Origin of the sequence: Confluentibacter sediminis (assembly GCF_003258355.1) — a bacterium.
Lineage (GTDB): Bacteria > Bacteroidota > Bacteroidia > Flavobacteriales > Flavobacteriaceae > Confluentibacter > Confluentibacter sediminis.
The window spans coordinates 213,834-235,956 of record NZ_QKPO01000006.1 but is presented as its reverse complement, the minus strand read 5'-3'; the positions used below and the strand labels follow the sequence as shown (position 1 = coordinate 235,956).

General features: G+C 30.2%; 18 protein-coding genes, 1 tRNA gene and 1 pseudogene. 12 read left to right on the top strand and 8 right to left on the bottom strand.

Annotated features, from left to right (window positions below; translation table 11 throughout):
- Nucleotides 1–10: 10 nt before the first annotated feature.
- A complete protein-coding gene (locus DKT72_RS07070; RefSeq protein WP_317048426.1) occupies nt 11–334 on the bottom strand; it encodes a tyrosine-type recombinase/integrase in 324 nt (107 codons plus the stop codon).
- Nucleotides 335–1,657: 1,323 nt separating this feature from the next.
- Between DKT72_RS07070 and DKT72_RS07060 the strand changes: the two genes are divergently transcribed.
- From DKT72_RS07060 to DKT72_RS07010, 10 genes are all read left to right on the top strand, one after another.
- Nucleotides 1,658–2,737 (top strand): helix-turn-helix domain-containing protein, encoded by a 1,080-nt coding sequence (locus DKT72_RS07060; protein WP_111308032.1) that lies wholly within the window; start codon nt 1,658–1,660, stop codon nt 2,735–2,737.
- Nucleotides 2,737–3,180, top strand: a complete 444-nt coding sequence (locus DKT72_RS07055) for a hypothetical protein (protein ID WP_111308031.1) — start codon at nt 2,737–2,739, stop codon at nt 3,178–3,180. Before DKT72_RS07060 ends, DKT72_RS07055 begins: the two co-directional genes overlap by 1 nt.
- Before the next feature lie 205 nt (nt 3,181–3,385).
- Complete coding sequence (locus tag DKT72_RS07050) at nt 3,386–4,363, top strand: nucleotidyltransferase family protein (protein ID WP_111308030.1); 978 nt, start codon at nt 3,386–3,388, stop codon at nt 4,361–4,363.
- Nucleotides 4,364–4,366: 3 nt separating this feature from the next.
- On the top strand, nt 4,367–6,025 hold the full coding sequence (locus DKT72_RS07045) for a ThiF family adenylyltransferase (protein WP_111308029.1): 1,659 nt from the start codon (nt 4,367–4,369) through the stop codon (nt 6,023–6,025).
- A complete protein-coding gene (locus DKT72_RS07040) occupies nt 6,022–6,489 on the top strand; it encodes a Mov34/MPN/PAD-1 family protein (RefSeq protein WP_111308028.1) in 468 nt (155 codons plus the stop codon). Before DKT72_RS07045 ends, DKT72_RS07040 begins: the two co-directional genes overlap by 4 nt.
- The gene (locus DKT72_RS07035; RefSeq protein ID WP_111308027.1) at nt 6,479–7,225 is read left to right on the top strand and encodes an NARF domain-containing protein; all 747 of its coding nucleotides are present in this window, start codon (nt 6,479–6,481) and stop codon (nt 7,223–7,225) included. Before DKT72_RS07040 ends, DKT72_RS07035 begins: the two co-directional genes overlap by 11 nt.
- 2 nt (nt 7,226–7,227) lie before the next feature.
- Nucleotides 7,228–8,289, top strand: a complete 1,062-nt coding sequence (locus DKT72_RS07030) for a hypothetical protein (RefSeq protein WP_111308026.1) — start codon at nt 7,228–7,230, stop codon at nt 8,287–8,289.
- A 283-nt stretch (nt 8,290–8,572) separates the two neighbouring features.
- On the top strand, nt 8,573–8,809 hold the full coding sequence (locus DKT72_RS18195) for a hypothetical protein (protein WP_162623260.1): 237 nt from the start codon (nt 8,573–8,575) through the stop codon (nt 8,807–8,809).
- 311 nt (nt 8,810–9,120) lie between these two features.
- Nucleotides 9,121–9,912, top strand: coding sequence for a type IV toxin-antitoxin system AbiEi family antitoxin domain-containing protein (locus tag DKT72_RS07015; RefSeq protein WP_111308023.1), 792 nt, complete (start codon nt 9,121–9,123; stop codon nt 9,910–9,912).
- Nucleotides 9,909–10,703: a nucleotidyl transferase AbiEii/AbiGii toxin family protein gene (locus DKT72_RS07010; protein ID WP_111308022.1), complete on the top strand. Its 795-nt coding sequence runs from the start codon at nt 9,909–9,911 to the stop codon at nt 10,701–10,703. The genes DKT72_RS07015 and DKT72_RS07010 overlap by 4 nt, the downstream gene beginning before the upstream one ends.
- A 425-nt stretch (nt 10,704–11,128) precedes the next feature.
- On the opposite strand, the gene DKT72_RS07005 is transcribed toward DKT72_RS07010, so the two are convergent.
- On the bottom strand, nt 11,129–11,665 hold the full coding sequence (locus DKT72_RS07005) for a BfmA/BtgA family mobilization protein (RefSeq protein WP_111308021.1): 537 nt from the start codon (nt 11,663–11,665) through the stop codon (nt 11,129–11,131).
- Between the two features lie 984 nt (nt 11,666–12,649).
- Here DKT72_RS07005 and DKT72_RS07000 point away from each other — a divergent pair.
- Together DKT72_RS07000 and DKT72_RS06995 are read left to right on the top strand one after the other, a co-directional pair.
- Nucleotides 12,650–14,737, top strand: coding sequence for an AAA family ATPase (locus DKT72_RS07000; protein WP_111308020.1), 2,088 nt, complete (start codon nt 12,650–12,652; stop codon nt 14,735–14,737).
- A gap of 332 nt (nt 14,738–15,069) precedes the next feature.
- Complete coding sequence (locus DKT72_RS06995; protein WP_111308019.1) at nt 15,070–16,155, top strand: restriction endonuclease PLD domain-containing protein; 1,086 nt, start codon at nt 15,070–15,072, stop codon at nt 16,153–16,155.
- 301 nt (nt 16,156–16,456) lie between these two features.
- Here the strand turns inward: DKT72_RS06995 and DKT72_RS06990 are convergent, their stop codons facing one another.
- The 6 genes and pseudogenes from DKT72_RS06990 to ftsZ form a co-directional block, all read right to left on the bottom strand.
- Nucleotides 16,457–17,566, bottom strand: a complete 1,110-nt coding sequence (locus DKT72_RS06990; protein ID WP_111308018.1) for a Fic family protein — start codon at nt 17,564–17,566, stop codon at nt 16,457–16,459.
- A 276-nt stretch (nt 17,567–17,842) separates the two neighbouring features.
- Nucleotides 17,843–18,838: a site-specific integrase gene (locus DKT72_RS06985; RefSeq protein WP_369074219.1), complete on the bottom strand. Its 996-nt coding sequence runs from the start codon at nt 18,836–18,838 to the stop codon at nt 17,843–17,845.
- Nucleotides 18,827–19,051 (bottom strand): annotated as a pseudogene (locus DKT72_RS18650) (Arm DNA-binding domain-containing protein); the annotation flags it as partial. The pseudogene DKT72_RS18650 and the gene DKT72_RS06985, both read right to left, overlap by 12 nt.
- A gap of 289 nt (nt 19,052–19,340) precedes the next feature.
- Nucleotides 19,341–19,414: transfer RNA gene (locus tag DKT72_RS06980), tRNA-Arg, on the bottom strand.
- A 66-nt stretch (nt 19,415–19,480) separates the two neighbouring features.
- The gene (locus DKT72_RS06975) at nt 19,481–19,930 is read right to left on the bottom strand and encodes a GatB/YqeY domain-containing protein (protein WP_111308017.1); all 450 of its coding nucleotides are present in this window, start codon (nt 19,928–19,930) and stop codon (nt 19,481–19,483) included.
- A gap of 222 nt (nt 19,931–20,152) precedes the next feature.
- On the bottom strand, nt 20,153–22,105 hold the full coding sequence (gene ftsZ, locus DKT72_RS06970; protein ID WP_111308016.1) for a cell division protein FtsZ: 1,953 nt from the start codon (nt 22,103–22,105) through the stop codon (nt 20,153–20,155).
- Nucleotides 22,106–22,123: the final 18 nt, after the last annotated feature.

Here is a 22,123-nt window from a genome sequence, read left to right as displayed (position 1 = left end):
CTTTAAAACATCAATCATTCTCAATTTTGTTTGATTTTAAATTATCCTTATCTGATCTAAGTTTATTTTTTAGAGATTGCATATCATCACTTCCTTTTCTCTCTATAACTTTGGCGTAAACTTGGGTTGTGGCAATTCTCGTATGCCCCAATAATTTTGAAACCGTTTCAATAGGAACACCATTAGTTAAAGTGACCGTTGTAGCAAATGTATGTCGTGCCATGTGGAAAGTAAGATTCTTTTTTATGCCACAGGCATCAGCGATTTCCTTTAGATAGAGATTTAGTTTTGCATTCAAAATTAAAGGAAACAACGTTTCGGTAATGCACCTCATAGGATGATGGCGATATTTATCAATAAGATTTTACGCTGTATCTCATATCGGTACTTTTACAGATGTCTTTGTTTTTTGTCTTTTAGTAACAATCCAATTAAGCCCATTGTCTTATTTTGCTTTAATTGCAACAGAAGTATATTCTTTTTGTTTTGAAAATTTCTGGTCATCAACTCAAAATAGCGTTAAATATTATTTTAATTTTATTACACCAACACATAAGGTTTGTTACATGGATGAACTTAATCCTAAAAATTAGTCCTATTTTTGGGATTTTGCTGGCAGAGCATTTGTTGCTTTTAGAATATACCAAACAATTCAAGCTTTTAGAAAATATAAGAGATAAAGGTATACCGTGATACAAAAAGTGACACATTTTAAAAACAAAAAATCGCAATAAACTAAAATTTAGAGTATTACGATTTTATTTGTGACCGCGAAGGGATTCGAACCCCATCCGAAACCAGTAATATTTATAGGTGTTTGAAGATGTCTTTAATTTGAGGTGGTTAAATAACTACCATATTAATTATATTGATTTGTTGCTCAATGACTTTCAATCTGAAATAAAGATACTAAAATAGTACTAAACTTAATAAATAATGTAGTACTTCTTTACCAATATAATTATATGGATCACCTATTTAATTACTTTGTATTCCAAGAATTCATCTATTGTGATAAATTAGATGAGTTTATTTGTCTAAAATAAGTCATAATATCTTGAAAGAATTTGCATCCAAAAGGTGGTATTTTTTTAAAATATTTATCAAAAACATCCTTATTATTTGCAAAAGAAGAGTCTATAATTCCAAAATGGAAATACAATTTAAGTGTTGAACCTGCGGTTATTTAACTCGTATTATTTCTATTATTTTGTGATGCACATGTATAGTGAGATGAAACTAAAGTGTAAGATGTGCTACTATAACAGAGCATTATTTTAAAATAGATTGAGATTGAGCTTAATTTAATAGCTTTTTGCAAGGGTACAACTCTTTACTCCTTTATTTACGACTAGCATATAAACTGCTAAAGGACATAACTAATAGAAGAAAAATTTAAACACCATAGGAGTTCTACGAACGGAATAAACCAAAAGATATAGGATTCTATACTAAAAACTAATTGAAGTTTTGTAATTAGACAACTCGCAATTATGCTCACTCACTAAAAGCATCTACAAAATGCTTCTTTAACGTTCCATCCGAGTTTTTGTCTTTGGGAAAATTATTTTTAACATTAATGTTAATAACTTAATCGTATAGTGAAAATATTTTTTATTAAATTTGCTATACGGATTAATAATTTCAATTGTTACACATGAACACTATAGGTGATAAAATCAAAGAGTTAAGAAGTTTAATGGGTTACTCATTACAAGATTTAGCTTCTATGGTTAATGTTTCAAAAGCAGCGATTCAACAATACGAAAATGGATCTACTACACCCAGTAATATTGTTTTAAAAAATATTGCTACGGCTTTTGGAATAAATGTTTGGGATTTTTTCAAAACACCTGTAATTAATTACGGTTTAGATTCTGTTAAATTTAGAGATGGCCATACTCTGTTTGACAAGAAAAAAGAAGAAACCCTTATTAAGAAAGACGTTATTAAATATGTAAGAAACTATATTGAGTTAGAATCAATACTAGACAATAACGTAAAATTTGAAAATCCAATTTCTGATTTTTTAATTACTAGTTATTCTGATGTTGAAAAAGCTGTAAAAAAAATAAGGAGAAAATGGAAATTAGGGAATTCACCTATAGATAGTATTTGTGATTTAATAGAAAGTAAAGGTGTAAAAGTGGTTTCTATTAATAGAAATATTGGTTCTGGAGGTTTAAGCGGATGGATAGAAGATATTCCCGTAATAATTGTTAACGACTATTTTGAACATACTAGAGAAACTACTAGGAGAAGGTTCACTCTATTACACGAATTAGGACATATTCTAATGAAACTTGATTTAGACTCCATAACAGAGGATATTGAAGAGTACTATTGTAATAGGTTTGCAGCTGCATTCCTACTTGTAGATGAAGCCGCTGTTGAATACTTTGGAAAAAACAGAACTTCAATTTCTTTAGGAGAATTAAAAGAAATTAAATTGAAATATGGTATCTCCATTAAGGCTATAATATATAGAATGAATAGTTTGAAATTGATTGATGATGATATAAAGGATATGGTTATTAAAGACTATGAAATATGGCAAGATGGTAGAGAAGATTTTGGAGAATATACCAAAAGTGATGAAAAACCAAAAAGATTTAAATTTTTATTAAGAAGTGCTTTAACTGAAAAGCGTATTGAAAAAAACAAGGCTTCCGAATTAAGCAATATCCCTATTGATAAATTAAATGAATTAACCATTAAAAACTTTAATTTGAATTAATGTTTGTTTTCTATGACATAGAGTATTTATGCCTGCTACATAAGCTTCAGCAATTACAAGTTATTGCTGAAGATAATTATGAAATATACGTGCCACTGCTTCAATTAGAGAATTATAGTGGTGATGTTAAGCTTGATATACAACAATGTCATAATAAAGGGTTTTTAAAATTTATATATGATGATGACAATGGATTTCTACCTTTTTTAAATAAGCATGAATTAAACAACAGTTTTTTCGGCACTGGTTTTTTATATCAATTGTATTGTTGTATGAGGAAGGATTTAATTTTAATCATTGACAATCATAATATAGCCCAGGTACAATTGTGTAATAAGTTAAAAATAAAAACAATTACTGTAGAAGATTTCACGAAAACGGTAATTAAAAATGAACAGTATTATAATTTTTTAATGGCAAATAAAGATAAAGTAATTATATAAAAAAAAGCTGATACCACAAGTGACATCAGCCTTATACTTTAGGATAATTAAAATATCGTAAAGAGTTTTTTCTAGCGAAACAAATATACTACATATTTTAGTATTTATTAATTCTTCACTTTAATTTTTCGGTTATCCAAGTATAATTCTACCTCTATTGTGGTTAAGCAATCAATGAATCATTTAAACACAAAAAGAAATTATTATGGATAAAAACAAACATTTAGAATCGGTTATTAAAACCCACCAAATCGCCAAAGAAGAGCAACTTTTAAACAAGCATAGAGATAAAAGTAAAGATGTAAAAGAATCTCTGGAAAAAGAATACGGAAGTAATATTTATTCTCCTTTTAATTCTGGTTCCTATGCTAAAAACACAGCTATTAATACAAAGTTTGACTTTGATATGATTGCTCCTTTTAAAAAGAATGCATTTGGCAGTAATGGGACGCTAAAGGACATGTATAATAATGTATATGACTTTCTATATGAAAAGTATAAGGATGAAGCCAATGTTATTAAACAGAAAGTTTCCATTGGTATTGAATTTTTTAGGGATGAAGAAGGCGATATAGTGAAAATAGATGTCGTACCAGGTCGCGAACTTAATCAAGACAAATATCCAGATGATGAAAATCTAAACCTATACGTTTACTATAAGTATGGAAATTATGATGCAGGAAGTGAGAGAATTAAAACTAATGTTAAGGCTCAAATTAATAATATTAAAGATAGAGCAACGAATGAAAAAGATTCCATTAGAAAAATCATTAGGCTGCTAAAAGTTTGGAAAGGAACAAAGTTAAATTATCCAACCAAATCATTTTTACTTGAACTTATAACAATTAAAGCGTTTGACAATAATGATATAACAGGAAGTCTATGGGACAAATTAGAAGCCGTAATGGAATATATACGTGATGAAGTTACTAAAGAAAACTTCACATTAAAAGATCCTGGAAACAGCTCTAATGATTTAATTGATACATTGACTACTTCCGAAAGACAAAATTTTTCGAATGATATGGATAACATCATTAATAGAATTGAAGATAATGATGAAAACATCAAAACATATTTTCCAGAAAATGAAAAATTTATTGAAGAGGATAATGACGATACCTATGGGGATAAAGGGGCTGGTTTATTTTCTATACCTCCTAAAAATGAAAGATTTGGTTAATCTATGGAAAAAAGATTAAGCCAAATACAACATTTAATTTCTGAATTAAAAGGAGTTTCAATTGAAGTTCCTTTTAGTTTGGATGAGCATATGAATATTTCAGGAAAAGTAAGCGTTAAAATTGAAGAACTACCTGATGCTTTAGAGTTCGATATTACAATTTTGCCTGAATACCCTTTAAAAAGATTTACAACAGAAGCTATATCATTTTCAAACGTTGATTTTTTAGAATATGGGCATGTAATGGGCAATGGAAATATTTGCATACATACCTCACACCATCCAGTATTAAAAAACAAAATAAAAATAGATTTTGATTCTTTAAAAAGATGGATATGGAAATATTACTATAAAAAAGAAAAGGATACTCATTATGAACATTTAATCATGCAACCAAGCCCTTTTAAGAATATCCATTTTTCTTTTTTATTTACAGAAGTCGAATACACTTTTAAAAAACAAGAGTTTGGCTTTTTTGAATACTCAAAAATAAATGACGGCACTTATTTTGACAAAAACATCCTTAATCATATAGTACAAAATTTTAGAAACCCTTCAAATAAAATTGTTGTTGAATGCAAGTGGAGTAATCACATCAAACAGGTATTAAGAAGAAATTTTGGGCTTTATATTTTTTTAAAAGAGCCACCAGTAAAAAGCAAAAAATTCATCATTAGTAACTGGAGTGATTTAGAACCCTTCGTTAATGAAGAGTTTCATAAATTTCTTTATGATTTCCAAAAAAACAATAGGAAAACAAATGGTTATCCAATGCCTTTACTAGTGGGATATAACATACCTAAAAAAGAAATCCATTGGCAAGTAGCTCTTTTAGAAATTGGAAATTTTCCTGTCGAATCAGTCAAAATAAAACAAAAATGGGGTGGTCAATTTGTAAACGAAAGCATCACTTGGGGAATAACCAGAAATAGTTCATATGATTACTTTTTTGGAAGAGGAAAATTAAATACTCAAATTACAGAAAGTAAGATACTAATAATTGGCATTGGAGCTATTGGTAGCATTGTTGCCAAAACTTTAGTGAAATCCGGATGCACTAAAGTTGATATTGTAGATTATGATATAAAAGAGCCCGAAAATGTTTGCAGGTCTGAATACTCCTTTTTTAATGGCATTTGTAATAAAACACATGAACTACAAAATGAGCTAATAACTACATCTCCTTTTGTAGATATTAGAATAATGGACCAGAACTTTTTTCAAGCCAATACTAAATTTTTTCCAAATGAAGATAGTATAAAAACTAACCTTCAGGAAAAACTTAAAGAATATGATATAGTAATTGATTGTTCAACAGACAATGATCTATTATATGTTTTTAACGATTGTAAAATCAATAAGTATATTAATCTATCAATTACAAACGAAGCCAAAGAACTTGTATGTTCGGTTGAGCCTAAAAGTTACTCTTGGACAATGAATCAGTATGAAAACGTATTAGATAATGATTTAGAAAATATTCACAATCCTACTGGATGCTGGAGCCCTACCTTTAAAGCATCCTATAACGACATCAATGTTCTAGTACAATATGCTATTAAGCATATAAATACAAAAATGCTTAATAAAGAGCCTTTAAGAAATTTTGTTGTGAACACAAATTCAGAAAAAGGCTTTACTATAAAATTAAATGAATTTTGAAGTTAAGATTGAAAGATATAGCATTAGAATTACAAGTTGAAGAACGCTTTATAAATGAGCTTGCTAGGATTGGTAAAGCTCATTACCCCAATGAATATGGAGGGTTTTTAATTGGATATTATTCAGATGACAAGAAAATATTGACTATTACTGATACTATATTGCCAAAAAAATATAATGCCACACCAAGTTTATTTATGAGAGATAATATTGGCGTAAAACAGCATTTTAAAAATTTCTATAAAGAAAAACCAAAAAAATATTATGTTGGGGAATGGCATACGCACCCAAACAATAAAGCCATCCCTAGTATAACAGATATAAAAGCAATTAACTCAATAAGAAATGATAAAGATGTTGCTATTTTAAATCCAGTTTTATTGATTATAGGTTATACTGATAATCATACTGAAATTGGGTTTTATGTATTAATAAAAGATAAAATTTACAAGTATGAAAATTAAAAATAATTTATTGACAGTCATTTTCTTCCTTAGTATTGGATTAAATGCACAAAACAAAGATTCCATAAAAATTAGTGACTTGGAAAATAGGGTCAAATATCTTGAGGAATATAAAGGCAATGTTGAATCTGTTTATAAAATTGAATTAGATAACGCTATTAAAGCGTATCAAAAAGATTTTGATAGTCAGTATGGAGATTTAAAAAGTCTTTTGAAAATAATTTTATTTTTAGGTTTATCTGGAGGATTATTTGGAGCTTACCTATGGTTCTATGGTATAAAAAAGAAAGCAAATGAACAAATAAACAAAAGAATAGAAGACATCGTTGAACAAAAAAGAGAAGACATAATCAAATTAATACAATCCCAAGAATTTGAACGCAAACTAAAGCAAACTAAAAGCTTATTAGTCATTAGCGATAATGAATTTGGACAAAAAGAAATGAAAAAAATAATGACCAAGTTTAAGTTCAAAAATGTAATTTATAGAATAAATAAATCGTATAAAAACTTACCTGAACATGATTTAGTAATCATCAATAATATTGATGGAGAATTCAAACAAAAAGAAGTAAACAAACTATTGAAGGAAATCGATGACGAGGATGTATTTTTTGTTATATATACTACTGAAAGATTAGAAAATAATCCAAGATTAAATTTTGCAAACTCAAAATTCACCTTGTATAATAACATTTTCACAACATTAAGTTTTACCGAAACATTTAAAGCATAGTTATGAATAAAGCAATAAAATATACACGAAATGGGGCAATAATCTTTGGTATTGGTAATGGATTATTTAACGTATTAAAACAGCTCAACAAAATAGATAATGAACCTTTTAATTGGAAACAATTTTTCCTTGCTACAGGGAAAGGTGCTGCAGTAGGAGCTTCTGGAGGATTTATTCTTGGTAGCATTGAAGATAGACGTACGAATAAAATACTAAACAATACAGGGGGAAGTGTACCAAGATATCTTAATGGTGTTGTAAATAATCATGATAAAACTGATAATACTTTTATAATTGAAAAAGCTAACCAATTAAAACAAAAACTTTATTATAAATTCAAGCATGATTTATTTAAATATCCAAGTTTTAATGGATCTATTATAAAGGGAACATCTATACAAAATTCAGACGTTGATATTCAATTACGATTTAAAAAGCCAACTGGCACGATTGAGCATGTATTTAATAAAGTTTATGAGTTTTTAAATTACGAACTTGATGATGAGGCTATAACCAATGTTAGGAAACAAAAACATTCTATAGGTATAACTTATGATGTGAATGGTGAAAAATACCGAATCGATATTGTTCCTACTCGAATTAGTAAAAATGCATTCAATGATGATTATATTTATGTTAATGAAACTTCATTGTTTGGACAATCAACTTTTAAAAAGATTAATCCCAGTAAGCAATTAAGAGTTCTAAATTTCACCAATCAAGAGAGAAAAGTGGTTAAACTTCTTAAAATGTGGAAAAATGAAAATGATATAGATATTAAATCTATTTATTTAGAATTGTTAGTAAAAAAAGCGTTTCAGAACGGAACACTACCAAGAAATATTGATAAATGTCTATTGGAAGTTTTAAACTATCTTGGTGAAAACATACATAAAATAAGAATAATTGATCCTGCAAACAGCAATAATATTATTTCTGACACTATATCTTATGATGAAAAAGTATCATTAGGCAATTATTGTTTAGATATGATTAGTAAAATCAAAAAAGATAGGAGAAATATTATTGATTATTTTCCACCAACCTTTCTACCCTCTTATTAAAATCAATAGGTTTTCTATATGTAACCATTTACAATTTGCCTCGGAACGTGTAGTTAATCTCAAATGATAAACAAACATGGACGTTTTTTAAGTTTTTTTACTCCCGTTTTGTTTTTGTAGGTAGAATTTGCCCTCATTGGATAGAACCAAATCTGAGAAAGCTTTGCTCTATAGATTTGTACCACATTATATAAGAAACGTATATTGAAGAAAATTCAAAAAGCATTGTCAAATAAGAGACGGATTATTAAGACCTGCTGGATATTCATGCAACAATACACCTATGATGAAAGGAGAGTTTTTAATAGGGAACAATGACGAACTTTTATTCAATATATCCTGTTTGTTGAAAACATGTGTATTAGCTCTAGAAGGAGACGCTAGATTTTCATCATCTGCACTTTCCAATGCACACCCTAAATCCAATGTTATTACAGCATTGGAGTTTATTATCAATTTACTGCCCAGGGAACAAATGGTTTTGTTGGATGAAATTACTAAAATCCTTTCGGAAGAATAACTACAATAAATCATAACTTTTTGTTTGTGCTATTTACTAATTATTAAGTCAAATCTTCAATAATTGCAATAAGTGCATTGTTCTTAACAATACCCTCTTTTTGGCATAATGATATATATGTTTAATGCATTTTTTTCTCAAAGCAGTATCAGAGTTTACAAATTCTTGTGCTGTCATTTGTTTAGACCAAACCAAATTATACAATTGGTTTCTAGTTATTTTTTTAGACTCCATATTATTCATTAAAAAATTATAGTAAATATGCGAGATAATTAGCAAATTTTACTAACTTTCTCGAAAATTTACTAAGATTGTATCTGTCAGATTTCATAAAAGAACGCTTATCTCTTGAAGAATACTCTTTTTCAAAGGATGAGCTTCATGCAACTAGTCAAAAAGACAAATCTGCTTTAACTACTGATTTATCTTATTTGACTAAAAAAGGGGAAATAATCCCTCTTAGAAAGGGTTTTTATCTTATTATTCCACCTAGGTATTCTAGGCAAGGCAAATTACCAATAGAATTATACATAGATAAACTTTTTAAATATCTAAAAAAGGACTATTATTTAGGTTTATATTCAGCAGCTAAATTTCATGGAGCTAGTCATCAACAAATCCAGAGAGATTATATAGTTACTGCTCCACCAACGCTTTTGGATATTAAAAAGGCGACCATTGATATTCGCTTCTTTACCGCATCCAATTGGCCACAAAAAAATATAATCACCAAAAAATCGGATGCTGGGAATTTTAAAATTTCCGATGCTGCATTAACAACAGTAGATCTAATATATCATCAAACAAAATTAGGGGGTATAAATAGGATGTTGGCTATTATTGAGGAACTCATGGAAGAAATTAAATTAGGTAATTTAAAAGATTTAATCTCATGGTATCCTCAGAGAAGTGCCTTGCAGCGATTGGGTTTTTTAATGGAAGAACTTGAAGCAGATGCCCAATTAATTGACGTTTTACATGATCATTTAAAAGATATAACATATTTCCCAGTATTATTAAGTCCCGAATCAAAAGAAAAGCCTGGTGCGGTTGATAATTTTTGGAAGGTTGATGTTAACATTAAACTAGAAAATGATTTATGATTCCTAAACCAGATATTGCCAAGTGGCAAGAGCATGCTCCATGGAAACAATTTGCTCAGGTAGAACAAGACTTAGTTATAAGCCGCACAATAATAGCTATTTTTTCTGATGATTTTTTAAATGAAAATCTAGCTTTTAGAGGAGGGACTGCATTACATAAATTGTATTTAAATCCCGCTCCAAGATATTCAGAAGATATTGATTTGGTTCAAATTAAACCTGGCCCAATAAACCCAATCATGAAACGACTACAAGAAGTAATTACTTTTTTTGAAGAACCTAGAAAAACACAAGTAAGAGGTCATGGAGCAAAAGCATTATATCGTTTTACTTCAGAATACGAAGAGATAAAACTTAGACTAAAATTAGAAATCAATTGCAAAGAACATTTTAATGTTTTGGATTGGGTAGATTTCCCTTTTGAGGTAGAAAGTGAATGGTTTTCAGGAAAAACTAATATTAAAACATATAATATAAATGAATTATTAGGCACTAAACTTCGTGCATTATACCAACGAAGTAAAGGCCGCGATTTATTTGATTTAGACTATTCCAGACAAAATATAGAGCTAGACTTAGATAAAATAGTTCATTGCTTTAATGAGTACATAACGTTTGCCACAGGAAACAGACCTCCCAGTAAAAAGGAGTTTTTATTAAATATTGAAGAAAAGGAAAACGACCCCAATTTTACTGGTGATATGGAGGCTTTATTGAGACCAGAAATAAACTATGACCAAAGAGCCGCTTTTGAATGGCTTAAAAAAGAAATGATAGAAGAATTTAAATAGACATATTTTAAGACACAGATATTAAATGACTTTTGAAAAAAAAAAAAAAACGACCTTACCTAAACTAGAATTCCTTCTGATTAAAGCTTGTGACGTATTTAGACATAAATAGGTGTTACTATATGGACAAGGTCACTGAAACCCTTTCAAAGAACAAAAAGAAGGATAATTAAAAGAAAAACCAAAGTGACTTCATTAGATGAATGCCAACCACACCGAACAACGCAATGTCCATAGTCGGTAAGTGGAAAGGTATTTCACGCCATACAGGGTAATCCGTTTTTAAAGGGATGGATTTAGATGCTGGCTTTTTAAAAATGAATTTTGTATGGCTTCGATTTTGAGCGAGGGGAATCCATCACTTTAAAAATGCAGCAAGCTCGCCCAAAGCGAGCGCGGTAGTTAACTCTTAAGTGGTGAAAGGACTAGAAAAGCCTTGACTTCATATCCTCTATTTTTTCTTTCGGAATATCCAGCCTATAATAACTTCTGCCAAATGTGTTTTTAATATAGGACAACTCATTTAAAAGGTTGCTAAATTCGTTCTTTATCTCATGTAATTCTTCCCTACTCTTATCATATTCCACAGAATAATAATCCAACAGCTTTTCTGTTTCTGTTTTGGACGCTTCAATCTCTTCTTGGGTTCTGTCAATATACATAGGTTCTTCTTTCTCTTCCATTTCTTCGAACAAAGATTCAAGCATTTTCTTGGTTGGCTTTAATTGGGTCTCTTCAATTTTTCTTAAAATAGAGACCACGGCATCCATGCGCTTATTGAGAATGTTGGGAAGAGATGAAAAATTCACTCTTAAAGTATCATAGGGAGATATATTATTATCCTGAAAAAAAGCAATCATGAAATCCAAAGTTTCCGAATAGCTTGGGCTTATCTTTTTAGAATATTTCTTAAATTTATCAATGGTCTTTTTCTTTAACCGTATCGTATTAAAATCATCCATAATTTATTGAATTGTTACAATGAAACACTGATTCTACTGGGGTGAATATCGAATTTACAGCAAATTTGAAAAACAACAAAAAAATTTTATAATTTAATTAATTGAATATCAGTTAAATACAAATAAGTAACATCGCGCAGCGTGTTACCCTCTTGCTATTCCACACCTTAGTTTCATATTAATAGTTTTCTTCAAGATTTATGGATGAAATTTTCTATTAATCTGTATCATGATAAGAGGAATACTCTTCTTATAACCACGCTATAAAATTCATTATCATAGTTTTTCAATACAAATATTGCTCACTAATATCAAATTGAAAAATAGGTTTATGTTACTAATTCTGAGCGTTGGTTGATGCGTATGTATATGTAGCGGATTATAATACTTTTTATGATAATAGAGTACAAATGATTAAGCTACTTATACTGGAATTTACAGTGATAGTGTTTTGCTTTTTTGAGGCATGAAAAAATAGCAATATACTATGCCATACATAAACACTTCTTAAACCTACTTTTTTCACCAATATAAGTGTAGTGTTTATAATGTTACATAGGGTATTCTATACTGAGGCACTTATATGATCTTCTAACTTATTTATTAGCCAATATATTTGCCAAGTGTCAAGATTTACTACCTGCTATATTGAATACATAATGTCTGGATTTTTTTGTGTAAAACGATTCTAAATTCAGAAAATTAGCTAATTTAATAACGTAATCACTTACTATTATTTAGTACATTTAACATCTCCCTATTATTAATAAGCATTTTATTTAAGAACTCTTATGGTTTACCGTATTTAATATTTTGTGAAGCGATTTACATTTGACTTATAAATTGTTTCTATTTGATATGAAAATCCTGAATAAAAAATAAAACAACGTCTAGTTTTTAGCCAGTTGTTTGAAACTAATCATGTATAAAACCTTTTTCGCAAATATCAAAAGATAAAACCATTAAACTAACAAAACTTAATCTATGCAGTTAACAATTACAAATTGTAACAATATTGATAGTGGAAAAATTGAAATCACTAACAATAAACTAAATATTAAATTTGGAATTAATGGTACAGGAAAAAGTACAATTGCAAGAGCAATTAAATATGCAATTGATTCTCCTCAACTATTAAATGAACTAATCCCTTTTAAACATAGAAATTCAGAAATTCAAGTTATTCCAGAGATTACTATAAGCGAAGAGATTAAAAGTGTTCTAATTTTTAATGAAGAATACCTAAATCAATTTCTTTTTAAAGAAGATGAATTAATTTCAAACAGTTATGAAATTTTTATAAATACTCCCGAATATAAAAGCTCAACCGAACAAATTGAACAAGTTCTATCTGAAATAAAGAAGATATTTTCAGAAAATGAAGACCTTAATAAAATTATATCTGATTTTGAAAATTTATCTAAGAGTTTTGCAACAACACAAACGGGACTTTCGAAATCTTCTGCATTATACAAAGGATTAAAGGAAGGTAACAAAATTCAACATATTCCAGAATCATTAAAAGGATATAGTAAATTAATTAAAGACAAAAATTGTGTAAATTGGCTGGATTGGCAAAACAAAGGCGAACAATTTCTGGAAATATCTGACGATTGTCCATACTGTACTTCCCCAACAACTGAAAATAAAGAAACAATAAAATCTGTTTCAACATTTTATGATAAAAATGTAATTAAAAACTTTACGGTTATTATAGAAGCACTCAAAAATTTAGGAGAGTATTTTTCTGAAAATGCAAATTTGACACTACAAACCATAACAGAAAAGCAAACAGGTTTAGATGAGTCTGAAATGAATTACATTGTTGTTATTAAACAACAAATTGACGATTTGTTATTGAAACTAAAAGCCTTAAAAGAAATATCTTCAGTTAGTTTCAACGAAAATGAAAAAGTAGAAGAAAAGTTAAAAAATCTCAAAATTAACATAGAAGTATTTGATAGATTTAAAGCGGAAAAGACTACTTCGATAATTCAATCATTAAATAACTCGCTTGACACTGTTCTGGAAAAAGTTGGCCTACTTCAAGGTGAAATCAATAAACAAAAACGTTTAGTTAAAATCCTAATAGAAAAACACCGGAAAAGCATAAACTCATTTCTTACTAATGCAGGTTATAAATACACTGTTGAAATAGTAAACGATAATTTAAATAATTACAAACTATTACTGAGACATATTGAATCAGATAGTATTATAAACGGAGGCAAACAGCATTTAAGCTTTGGAGAAAAAAACGCATTTTCACTGGTCTTGTTTATGTATGAAGCTTTGTATAAAAAACCAGACTTAATAGTTCTTGACGACCCTATTTCTTCATTTGATAAAAGCAAAAAATATGCAATAATTGATATGTTATTTGGTAAAAAAAATGGACAATTAAGAACTAAAAGCGTATTAATGCTAACTCACGACCTTGATCCAATTATTGATACTGTGAAAGTTCTAAAAGAGTTTAACAATTTATGTGATGCAAATTTTTTAACTACTAAAAACGGAATACTCACAGAAACAAAAATTAAAAAACAAAATTTATTGTCATTTGCTCAAATATGCAAAAATGTATTAAAATCAGATTTTCACGACATTATAAAGCTTATTTATTTAAGACGACATTTTGAAATTATCGATGATTTAGGAAATGAGTATGAAATTCTTTCAAATTTATTTCACAAACGAAAAAGAGAAGAATGTAAAGACCAAAGGAAAGAAATAGGAAATGATTTAATGTCTGAATCGGATTTTAATTCTGGAATAAATAAAATTATAGAACTTATACCGAGTTTTAATTATGTGACATTTTTGGCGAAATTAGAAGATATAAAAACCTTAAAGAATTTATATAATTCAGCTGAAAACAGTTATTCTAAGTTAAATATTTTTAGACTAATTTATAATGAAAAGTTTTCTGGAGTACCAAACATCTTAAGAAAATTTATAAACGAAACATTTCATATTGAAAATGAACTTATTTGCCAATTAGATCCTAACGAATATGACCTAATTCCTGATTTTATTTTGGAAGAATGCGACAAATTTATTTTAGAGTAATATAACAGTAAAAAAAAACTGACTGTAGCCGTATATGAAAAATTGCTAATCATAGCTAAACAAAAGCTAGTTGATTGTTTGTTAGTTTCTGATTTTCCTTCGGGACACGAGCAAAGCGGAATGGTGAAACAAAATTCTCGTACACAAACATGCAGCTTTCAATTAACATAAACGTTTTCGACAATTTCTCCTTTTTCGGGAGAGATAATAATTACTCTATGGTGACGTTTAGTTTGCCAAGAAAAGACAAAAAAAAGGACTGAAAATTAAAATATTTAAATTCTGAGTAACATTATAAAAATGTTGCTCAGAATTTGAAAAAAAGCAGAACCATGAAAATTATAAGTAATTTAGATTCAGTAAGCAATCACTTTTCAAGAATCAAAGAGTTAGTATTAGAATCGGATAAAATAAGTATTGTTAGTCCTTTTCTAATGGGTGATTTTAATACGTTCTTTAATGACTTAAAATTAGATAGTTTAAATCACATTCATTTAATCACAACATTGAAACCTAAGTCTTTTGACCAGATTAGTAAAGCCAACTCATTGATGACTTTCGTTGATTTGCCGATTTTCAATAATGATAATGTTGATTTTAAAATTTCAATTAACAATAGATTGCATGGAAAAATTTATATTTTCAAAAAGTCAGATAATCCCTTTAAAGCGATAATTACTTCTGCAAATTTTACTGATAGTGGATTGTCATATAATCATGAATGGGGGATTGAGATTTCTGATTTGATAGAAATAGAAAAATTAGAGTCTTCTATAATTAAATGTATTGAAATTGATGATATTACAAAAGCAGATGTTTACAAACTTGTTGAAGTTTCCAATTCATATTTAGAGCAAAAACCAGACGCTGTGATTAGGGAAATTGACTTAGATTTAAGTTCCTATTTGAATATTAATTTGATAAATCATTTTGATGATTCGGTGAATTATTGGCTAAAACCAATTGGAGTTACTGAACATACGGTTGAACCAAGTAGAAAATTTAATGAAATTGAATTTGATTTGCATTTTTCAAAACTTCGACCAACTGGAGTAAAAATCAATGATATTCTTATCTGTTATGGAGTAGGTACAGGGAAAATATTATCAATTTATAAAGCGACTACGCTTCCAATTAAAGTTTCTGATGAGGAAATCGAAGAGGAGGATTGGATGGAAAGATGGCCTTGGTATATTAAAGGCGAAAATTTGACTATCACTTATGGAACAAATTGGTCAAACTATAATTTTAATATTGGATTACTTGCAAATGAGTATCTTAATCAAAATACGAACAATCACATTTTAGCAAATGGCAGCAAATCTTTAGGTGGACTTAATTGGGGGAAAGATAAGCTTAGATTGTCAACTGGATTTGCGAAATTTATGATTGAAAAAGTGTATACAAAAAACAAATAAATTTTGTCTTTAATTAGTTCTTTTTGTCTTTTGTGAACAATTCGGTGAATCTGCTTGATAAAGACCGATTAAAATGCTTTAAAATAGTGTTTTACAAAAATAAAGTTAGTTCTATCATCCTTCTTTATCAATAAATACATTTTGCAAAGCGCAATGTTATTTTTTAATGAATAAAACCGCAGGTAAGATACTCATTTCCATCATGGATTTATAAGACATGTTATGTGAATGTGCTGCAACGGAATTATATTTATAAATCTGGAAATATAATTACAGCCCATAAAAATAAATTTGAAAACAATTAGACCGTTAAATTCACATCATAGTGCGTACTCCGACCACCCCCAAAAGGCATAAAAATTTGTTTTCCAACAAGATCTTGCAAATCCCTTGTCGCCGTAGCCTTTGATGTACTGGTAATGGAAATATACTTTCTAACCGTCATGCCACCCTCAAACCCGTTTGGACCTTCCTTGAGCATCCGTCTAATGACCTTTAACTGACGACAGTTCAATTGATCTTTAAAATGGTCAAAGAACTTAGCCTTTTTCAGGGTAAACTCGATTTGTTGTTCGGTATGGCGTTGTGCATCAAGAACGGTATTCACAAAATACATTATCCAAGGACTTATTTGGTTTGACCTCTGAGCCGATTTAAGAGCATCATAATAAGCATTCTTATTAGCCTCTATTGATATGGAAAGACTTAAAAGTATAGGCCTTTTAATGCTTTGGGATAGTGCCTTTTCAGAGATAGCCCTACCGATGCGACCATTACCATCCTCAAAGGGATGTATGGATTCAAAATACAGGTGGGCAATGGCGGAGCGAACCATAGGTTTTTTAATCTCATATGTGCCACCAGGAGCCGATTCGTTAAACCATTTTATAAAGCGTTCCATTTCACTTGGAATACTTTCAGAAGGTGGAGCCTCAAAATGTACACGCTCCTTACCCATAGCACCTGAAACCACTTGCATAGGTTCTTTATGGGTACGCCAACCACCAACCACCATATTCTCCCGTCCCCTCATCAGCATCCTGTGCCATGAAAAGAGGCTTGCTTCGGTCAAGTCTTCGGAAAAACTGTTTCTAACATCTATCATGAGCTCGGCAACACCTTCCGCATTTTTATCCTTGACCTGTTCAGGATTTTTATTGAACCCAAGGTTATTGCGAATGGAGGACATAACATCCTTTCGGTTTAGATATTCCCCTTCGATTTCTGACGTTTTAATGGCTTCCGAGACCATCATCTCTATCATGGTCTCTAATTGTAGTTCTTTGGACAGTCCCTCTAAATACCCTTTGATACGACCCGTTTTTTCAATAAATTCAAAAAAAGCATCCTCAATATGCTCTAGATCATATTTAAATTGTGTCCAGTCAGGTTGTTGCCAATTATAGCTCATGAGCCGATTACGATTAAATTACGGCTCAAATATAGCAAAATAATGAGCCGATTACAAAATTAATCGGCTCATTATCATATTAAACCAGAAAGATAAAACAAAAGGTCTTATCAAATAAGTTATCTATTAGGGTACTAAGATGTAAAAAAATATGCTAGAGAAGGTCTGTTTTCAACAATCACAAAAGATACTATTGACTTATCTAAAATTCATCAAAATGCCCTCTCCTCCTCTAACATATTTTTGCCACAAGACCTAGATTATTCCTTTAAAACATCAATCATTATCAATTTTGTTTGATTTTAAATCATCCTTATCTGCTCTAAGTTTATTTTTTAGAGATTGCATATCATCACTTACTTTTCTCTCTATGACTTTGGCGTAAACTTGGGTTGTGGCAATTCTAGTATGCCCCAATAATTTTGAAACCGTCTCAATTGGAACTCCGTTGGTCAGAGTGACCGTTGTAGCAAAGGTATGCCGTGCCATGTGGAAAGTAAGATTCTTTTTTATACCACAGGCATCAGCAATTTCCTTTAGATAGAGATTTAATTTTGCATTCGAAATTACTGGAAACAACGTTTCGGTAATGCACGTCATAGGATGATGGCGATACTTATCAATAAGATTTTGGGCTGTATCTAATATAGGCACTTTTACAGGTGTTTTTGTTTTTTGGCGTTTGGTAACTATCCAATTAAGCCCATCAATACCAATCATAATATTCGATTCGGTTAAAGCTATTATATCCGCATAACTAATCCCTGTGTAACAACTAAAAACAAATAAATCCCTAACCCTTTCCAATCGCTCAATGGGGAACTTATAGGTTTCCAAATTTGATAGTTCATTAGCTGAAAGAAACTCCCTTTCCCTCCTTTCAAAGGTTGGCTTCCAACGAATAAATGGGTCTTTATCTATCCATTCCAAATGAAATGCAAGTGTTACCATTTTTCGGAAACGCTGGATATGTTTCATGACCGTATTATGGCTCATGGCATTTGGATGCCCTGTTGGCCAATAAGTATGAAGGAAATGCTCAAAATCACAAATAAACTTATAGTCTAATTGGTTAAGGTAGATATCTGAAGTTTTTAAAATTTTATTTAAGTATCTCTTAATATACTTTTCTGTAACTGCAAAGTTTCTGATAGTTCCTGATGCCAAAGAACTTTCTGCTTTTTTGCCATGATAATCTATGATGTTTTGAAGGGTCTTGACATTTTCACCCTCACCTAGATAATTTGCCTTTACTAATTTAGCTGTTACCAATTTATTTTTAAATACCATATCTTGATAGCACTTAAAAATTTGGGAATACACTTGGTCAATATACAAATTAATCTGTCTAGCCTCAGCTGAGTTACCTCTAGCTCGTTTTTTCTTATTATCCCATAGAGAAAAAGGAATTTTCATTTTGAGACTGATGTTAACTCTTTTACCGTTTACTGTTACTCTTGCATAAAGTAAGGCATGGTCGTTTGTGTAATTCTTTTGGTCAACTCAAAAAAGAATTGAGAATGTGTTTGTAGTGCGCATAGTTGTCGTCTTTAAATTATTAAACATTTATTGAGACGAAAGTCAAATCAACTAAACAAAAATTTGTTAACAAAATTTTAACAAATCGACAGTATAACTGACACTTTGAATTTTACTGTCGATTAGCGAACATTTTAAACCAAAATGATTCAAATTTAATGTACTTCTAAAAACCTAAAAACCATGTAATTAATAAAAATTACATGGTTTTGGTACTAAACAATTTTAGTTTTAGTGACCGCGAAGGGATTCGAACCCCCAACCCTCAGAGCCGAAATCTGATATTCTATCCAATTGAACTACGCAGCCGAATTATGGATTATTTTTATTGACTATTTATATTTTATAGCCATGAAGTAATTACAACCAGCACTTTTAAGACAACTTGGCTTTTACAATATTAGAAATGGTCTTTCCGTCTGCTTGCCCAGCTAATTCTTTACTAACAAGCCCCATAACTTTTCCCATATCTTTCATGCCTTGAGCACCAACTTGATTTATAATATTTACAACTACTTTTTCAACATCTTCATCACTTAGAGCTACTGGCAAAAATTGACTTATTATTTCTGCTTCCGCTAATTCTGGCGCTGCTAAATCTTCACGCCCTTGCGCTTGATAAATAGCTGCGCTATCTCTACGTTGTTTAACTTGCTTTTGAAGTATTTTAAGTTCTTGCTCTTCACTTAATTCCGTTTGTGCACCATCTTCTGTTTGAGCCAATAAAATAGCCGATTTCACAGCTCTTAAAGCCGTCAAAGCCGTTTGATCCTTTGCTTTCATGGCGTCTTTTAATGACGACATGATCTTTTCCTGTAAACTCATAATTTTAAATTTGTAAAGTAAGTGCGAATATAAAAAATAGATTCCTGCCTTCGCAGAAATGACAGTAAAAATTAAACTCAAATGACAATAAAAACACTTTTTTAATTCAAAAAAGATAGAATAGATAATAAAAACAGATTCTCACCTTTGCAGAAATTAAAAAACCCGAAAAGCTGAGGGATTCTTTTCGGGTTCATAACCAAGATAGGTAAGTATAAATTTTTAGTCTACATTATCGTGTAAAAAAGAATTGTTTGTTCTTAATTGGATATCATCATTATCATCTACCCCAATACTCGTTCTAGACATATCTGTTTCAGATGAATGTTTGGTTTCATCCAGATTTAATCCTTGACGTTTATAAGCTGGTATTTTTTCAATGTCATCAATTTTGGCACTATTGAATTTATAATTAAAATCTTTCATTTTACGTCTGCGTTCTTGAGCACGTTCTTTAAGCATGTCAGAAATAGGACTATTCATTGGATCAATGTCTTCACAAGATTCTTCAACAACTTCTTTTGCTATAACTTTCTTTTCAAAAACCACATTATAATCTTCTTCTTCAGCCACATCTTTTATAGATATTTGTTTTTTCTTCAGAGAAGATTCCTCTTCAACATAATCCTCTAATGTATAACGAACATCGCCTTCCTCATTAGATTCTGTTACCGTAATGAGCTCTACATAATCTTTAACAGGCATTTTTTTTATATCGTCATTAACCTCATTTGAAATCATGTCATCCTCTTCAATTGTTTTAGTGTTGGTAAGAGGTAAATCAAAAGTTAATGTAATTTGTTGTTCTTCTTCTACTTCAATCTCTTTTACCTTATTTGACGTTTTGGTAACAGGCTTAATAATGAAGTCATCTTCTTTGATATGAGCCTTTACTTCATCATATACCACATTGATGTTTCTTATGATATCGGTAGTTGGAATTAAGTTGATGTCTTTTAAAAAATTCTCTTGCTTTGATTGAGTTTCTTGCTTTTTATTATCAGATTGATCCACTTCTTCCTCAACTTCAACATCTAAAGTATGACGTACTACAGATGATTCTTTTTTGGTTTCTAGTTCTATTAAAGGATTTATAATTACGGGCTCTGATTCTTTTGGACTTAATTCTTTTTCATCAATTAAAGAGTGTACTACTTTTTTGGTTTCAGAATTAGAAATTTCATCTTGTTGTTCTACATTAAAACCCGTAGCAATAATTGTAACACCAATAGATTCTTCTAATGCTTCATCTTCCCCAACACCCATAATAATGTTGGCTCCATGTCCTGCTTCATTTTGGATGTGGTCATTTATTTCCCCAATTTCATCAATTGTTATTTCATGAGTACCAGAAACGATAAGCAGCAATACATTTTTGGCTCCGGTAATTTTATTATCATTTAATAATGGTGAATCCAAAGCTTTCCTAATAGCTTCTTGCGCACGGTTTTGACCTGAGGCTAAAGCCGACCCCATAATGGCTGTACCGCTATTACTTAATACGGTTTTAGCATCACGTAAATCGATATTTTGTGTATAATGGTGTGTAATAACTTCGGCTATACCACGAGCAGCAGTAGAGAGTACTTCGTCTGCTTTAGAGAAACCAGCCTTAAAGCCCAAATTCCCATACACTTCACGAAGTTTGTTGTTATTAATCACAATTAAAGAATCAACCACGCTTCTTAATTTTTCAATACCAATTTGAGATTGTTCAATACGCATTTTACCCTCAAACTGAAAAGGCATGGTTACAATACCAACTGTTAAAATATCTAAATCTTTAGCCATTTTAGCAATAATAGGTGCAGCACCCGTACCAGTACCACCACCCATTCCAGCAGTAATAAAAACCATTTTTGTATTTGAATCGAGCATATTAGAAATATCCTCATAACTCTCAACAGCAGACTGCTCCCCTATTTGTGGATTTGCTCCTGCCCCCAACCCTTCGGTCAAATTAAGACCTAATTGGATTTTATTGGGTACACCACTGTTTTGAAGGGCTTGTGCATCCGTATTACAAATGTAAAAATCTACACCTTTGATGCCTTGTTGGAACATGTGGTTGATAGCATTGCTACCGCCACCGCCAACGCCAATAACTTTAATAACATTTGATTGATTTTTTGGTAAATCAAATGCGATACTTTCGAATTCTTTTTTGCTGCTCATAAATTCTGTTTTACTGGG

Excerpts from the sequence above, each read along its gene's own strand:
- DKT72_RS07055 (WP_111308031.1), top strand. The coding sequence starts at position 2,737 with ATGTTTGTTTTCTATGACATAGAGTATTTATGCCTGCTACATAAGCTT.
- DKT72_RS07045 (WP_111308029.1), top strand. The coding sequence starts at position 4,367 with ATGGAAAAAAGATTAAGCCAAATACAACATTTAATTTCTGAATTAAAA.
- ftsZ (WP_111308016.1), bottom strand. The coding sequence starts at position 22,105 with ATGAGCAGCAAAAAAGAATTCGAAAGTATCGCATTTGATTTACCAAAA.
- DKT72_RS07030 (WP_111308026.1), top strand. The coding sequence starts at position 7,228 with ATGAATAAAGCAATAAAATATACACGAAATGGGGCAATAATCTTTGGT.
- DKT72_RS06995 (WP_111308019.1), top strand. The coding sequence starts at position 15,070 with ATGAAAATTATAAGTAATTTAGATTCAGTAAGCAATCACTTTTCAAGA.
- DKT72_RS06975 (WP_111308017.1), bottom strand. The coding sequence starts at position 19,930 with ATGAGTTTACAGGAAAAGATCATGTCGTCATTAAAAGACGCCATGAAA.
- DKT72_RS07070 (WP_317048426.1), bottom strand. The coding sequence starts at position 334 with ATGAGGTGCATTACCGAAACGTTGTTTCCTTTAATTTTGAATGCAAAA.
- DKT72_RS07010 (WP_111308022.1), top strand. The coding sequence starts at position 9,909 with ATGATTCCTAAACCAGATATTGCCAAGTGGCAAGAGCATGCTCCATGG.
- DKT72_RS06990 (WP_111308018.1), bottom strand. The coding sequence starts at position 17,566 with ATGAGCTATAATTGGCAACAACCTGACTGGACACAATTTAAATATGAT.
- DKT72_RS07035 (WP_111308027.1), top strand. The coding sequence starts at position 6,479 with ATGAAAATTAAAAATAATTTATTGACAGTCATTTTCTTCCTTAGTATT.
- DKT72_RS07050 (WP_111308030.1), top strand. The coding sequence starts at position 3,386 with ATGGATAAAAACAAACATTTAGAATCGGTTATTAAAACCCACCAAATC.
- DKT72_RS18195 (WP_162623260.1), top strand. The coding sequence starts at position 8,573 with ATGATGAAAGGAGAGTTTTTAATAGGGAACAATGACGAACTTTTATTC.
- DKT72_RS07060 (WP_111308032.1), top strand. The coding sequence starts at position 1,658 with ATGAACACTATAGGTGATAAAATCAAAGAGTTAAGAAGTTTAATGGGT.
- DKT72_RS07000 (WP_111308020.1), top strand. The coding sequence starts at position 12,650 with ATGCAGTTAACAATTACAAATTGTAACAATATTGATAGTGGAAAAATT.
- DKT72_RS07005 (WP_111308021.1), bottom strand. The coding sequence starts at position 11,665 with ATGGATGATTTTAATACGATACGGTTAAAGAAAAAGACCATTGATAAA.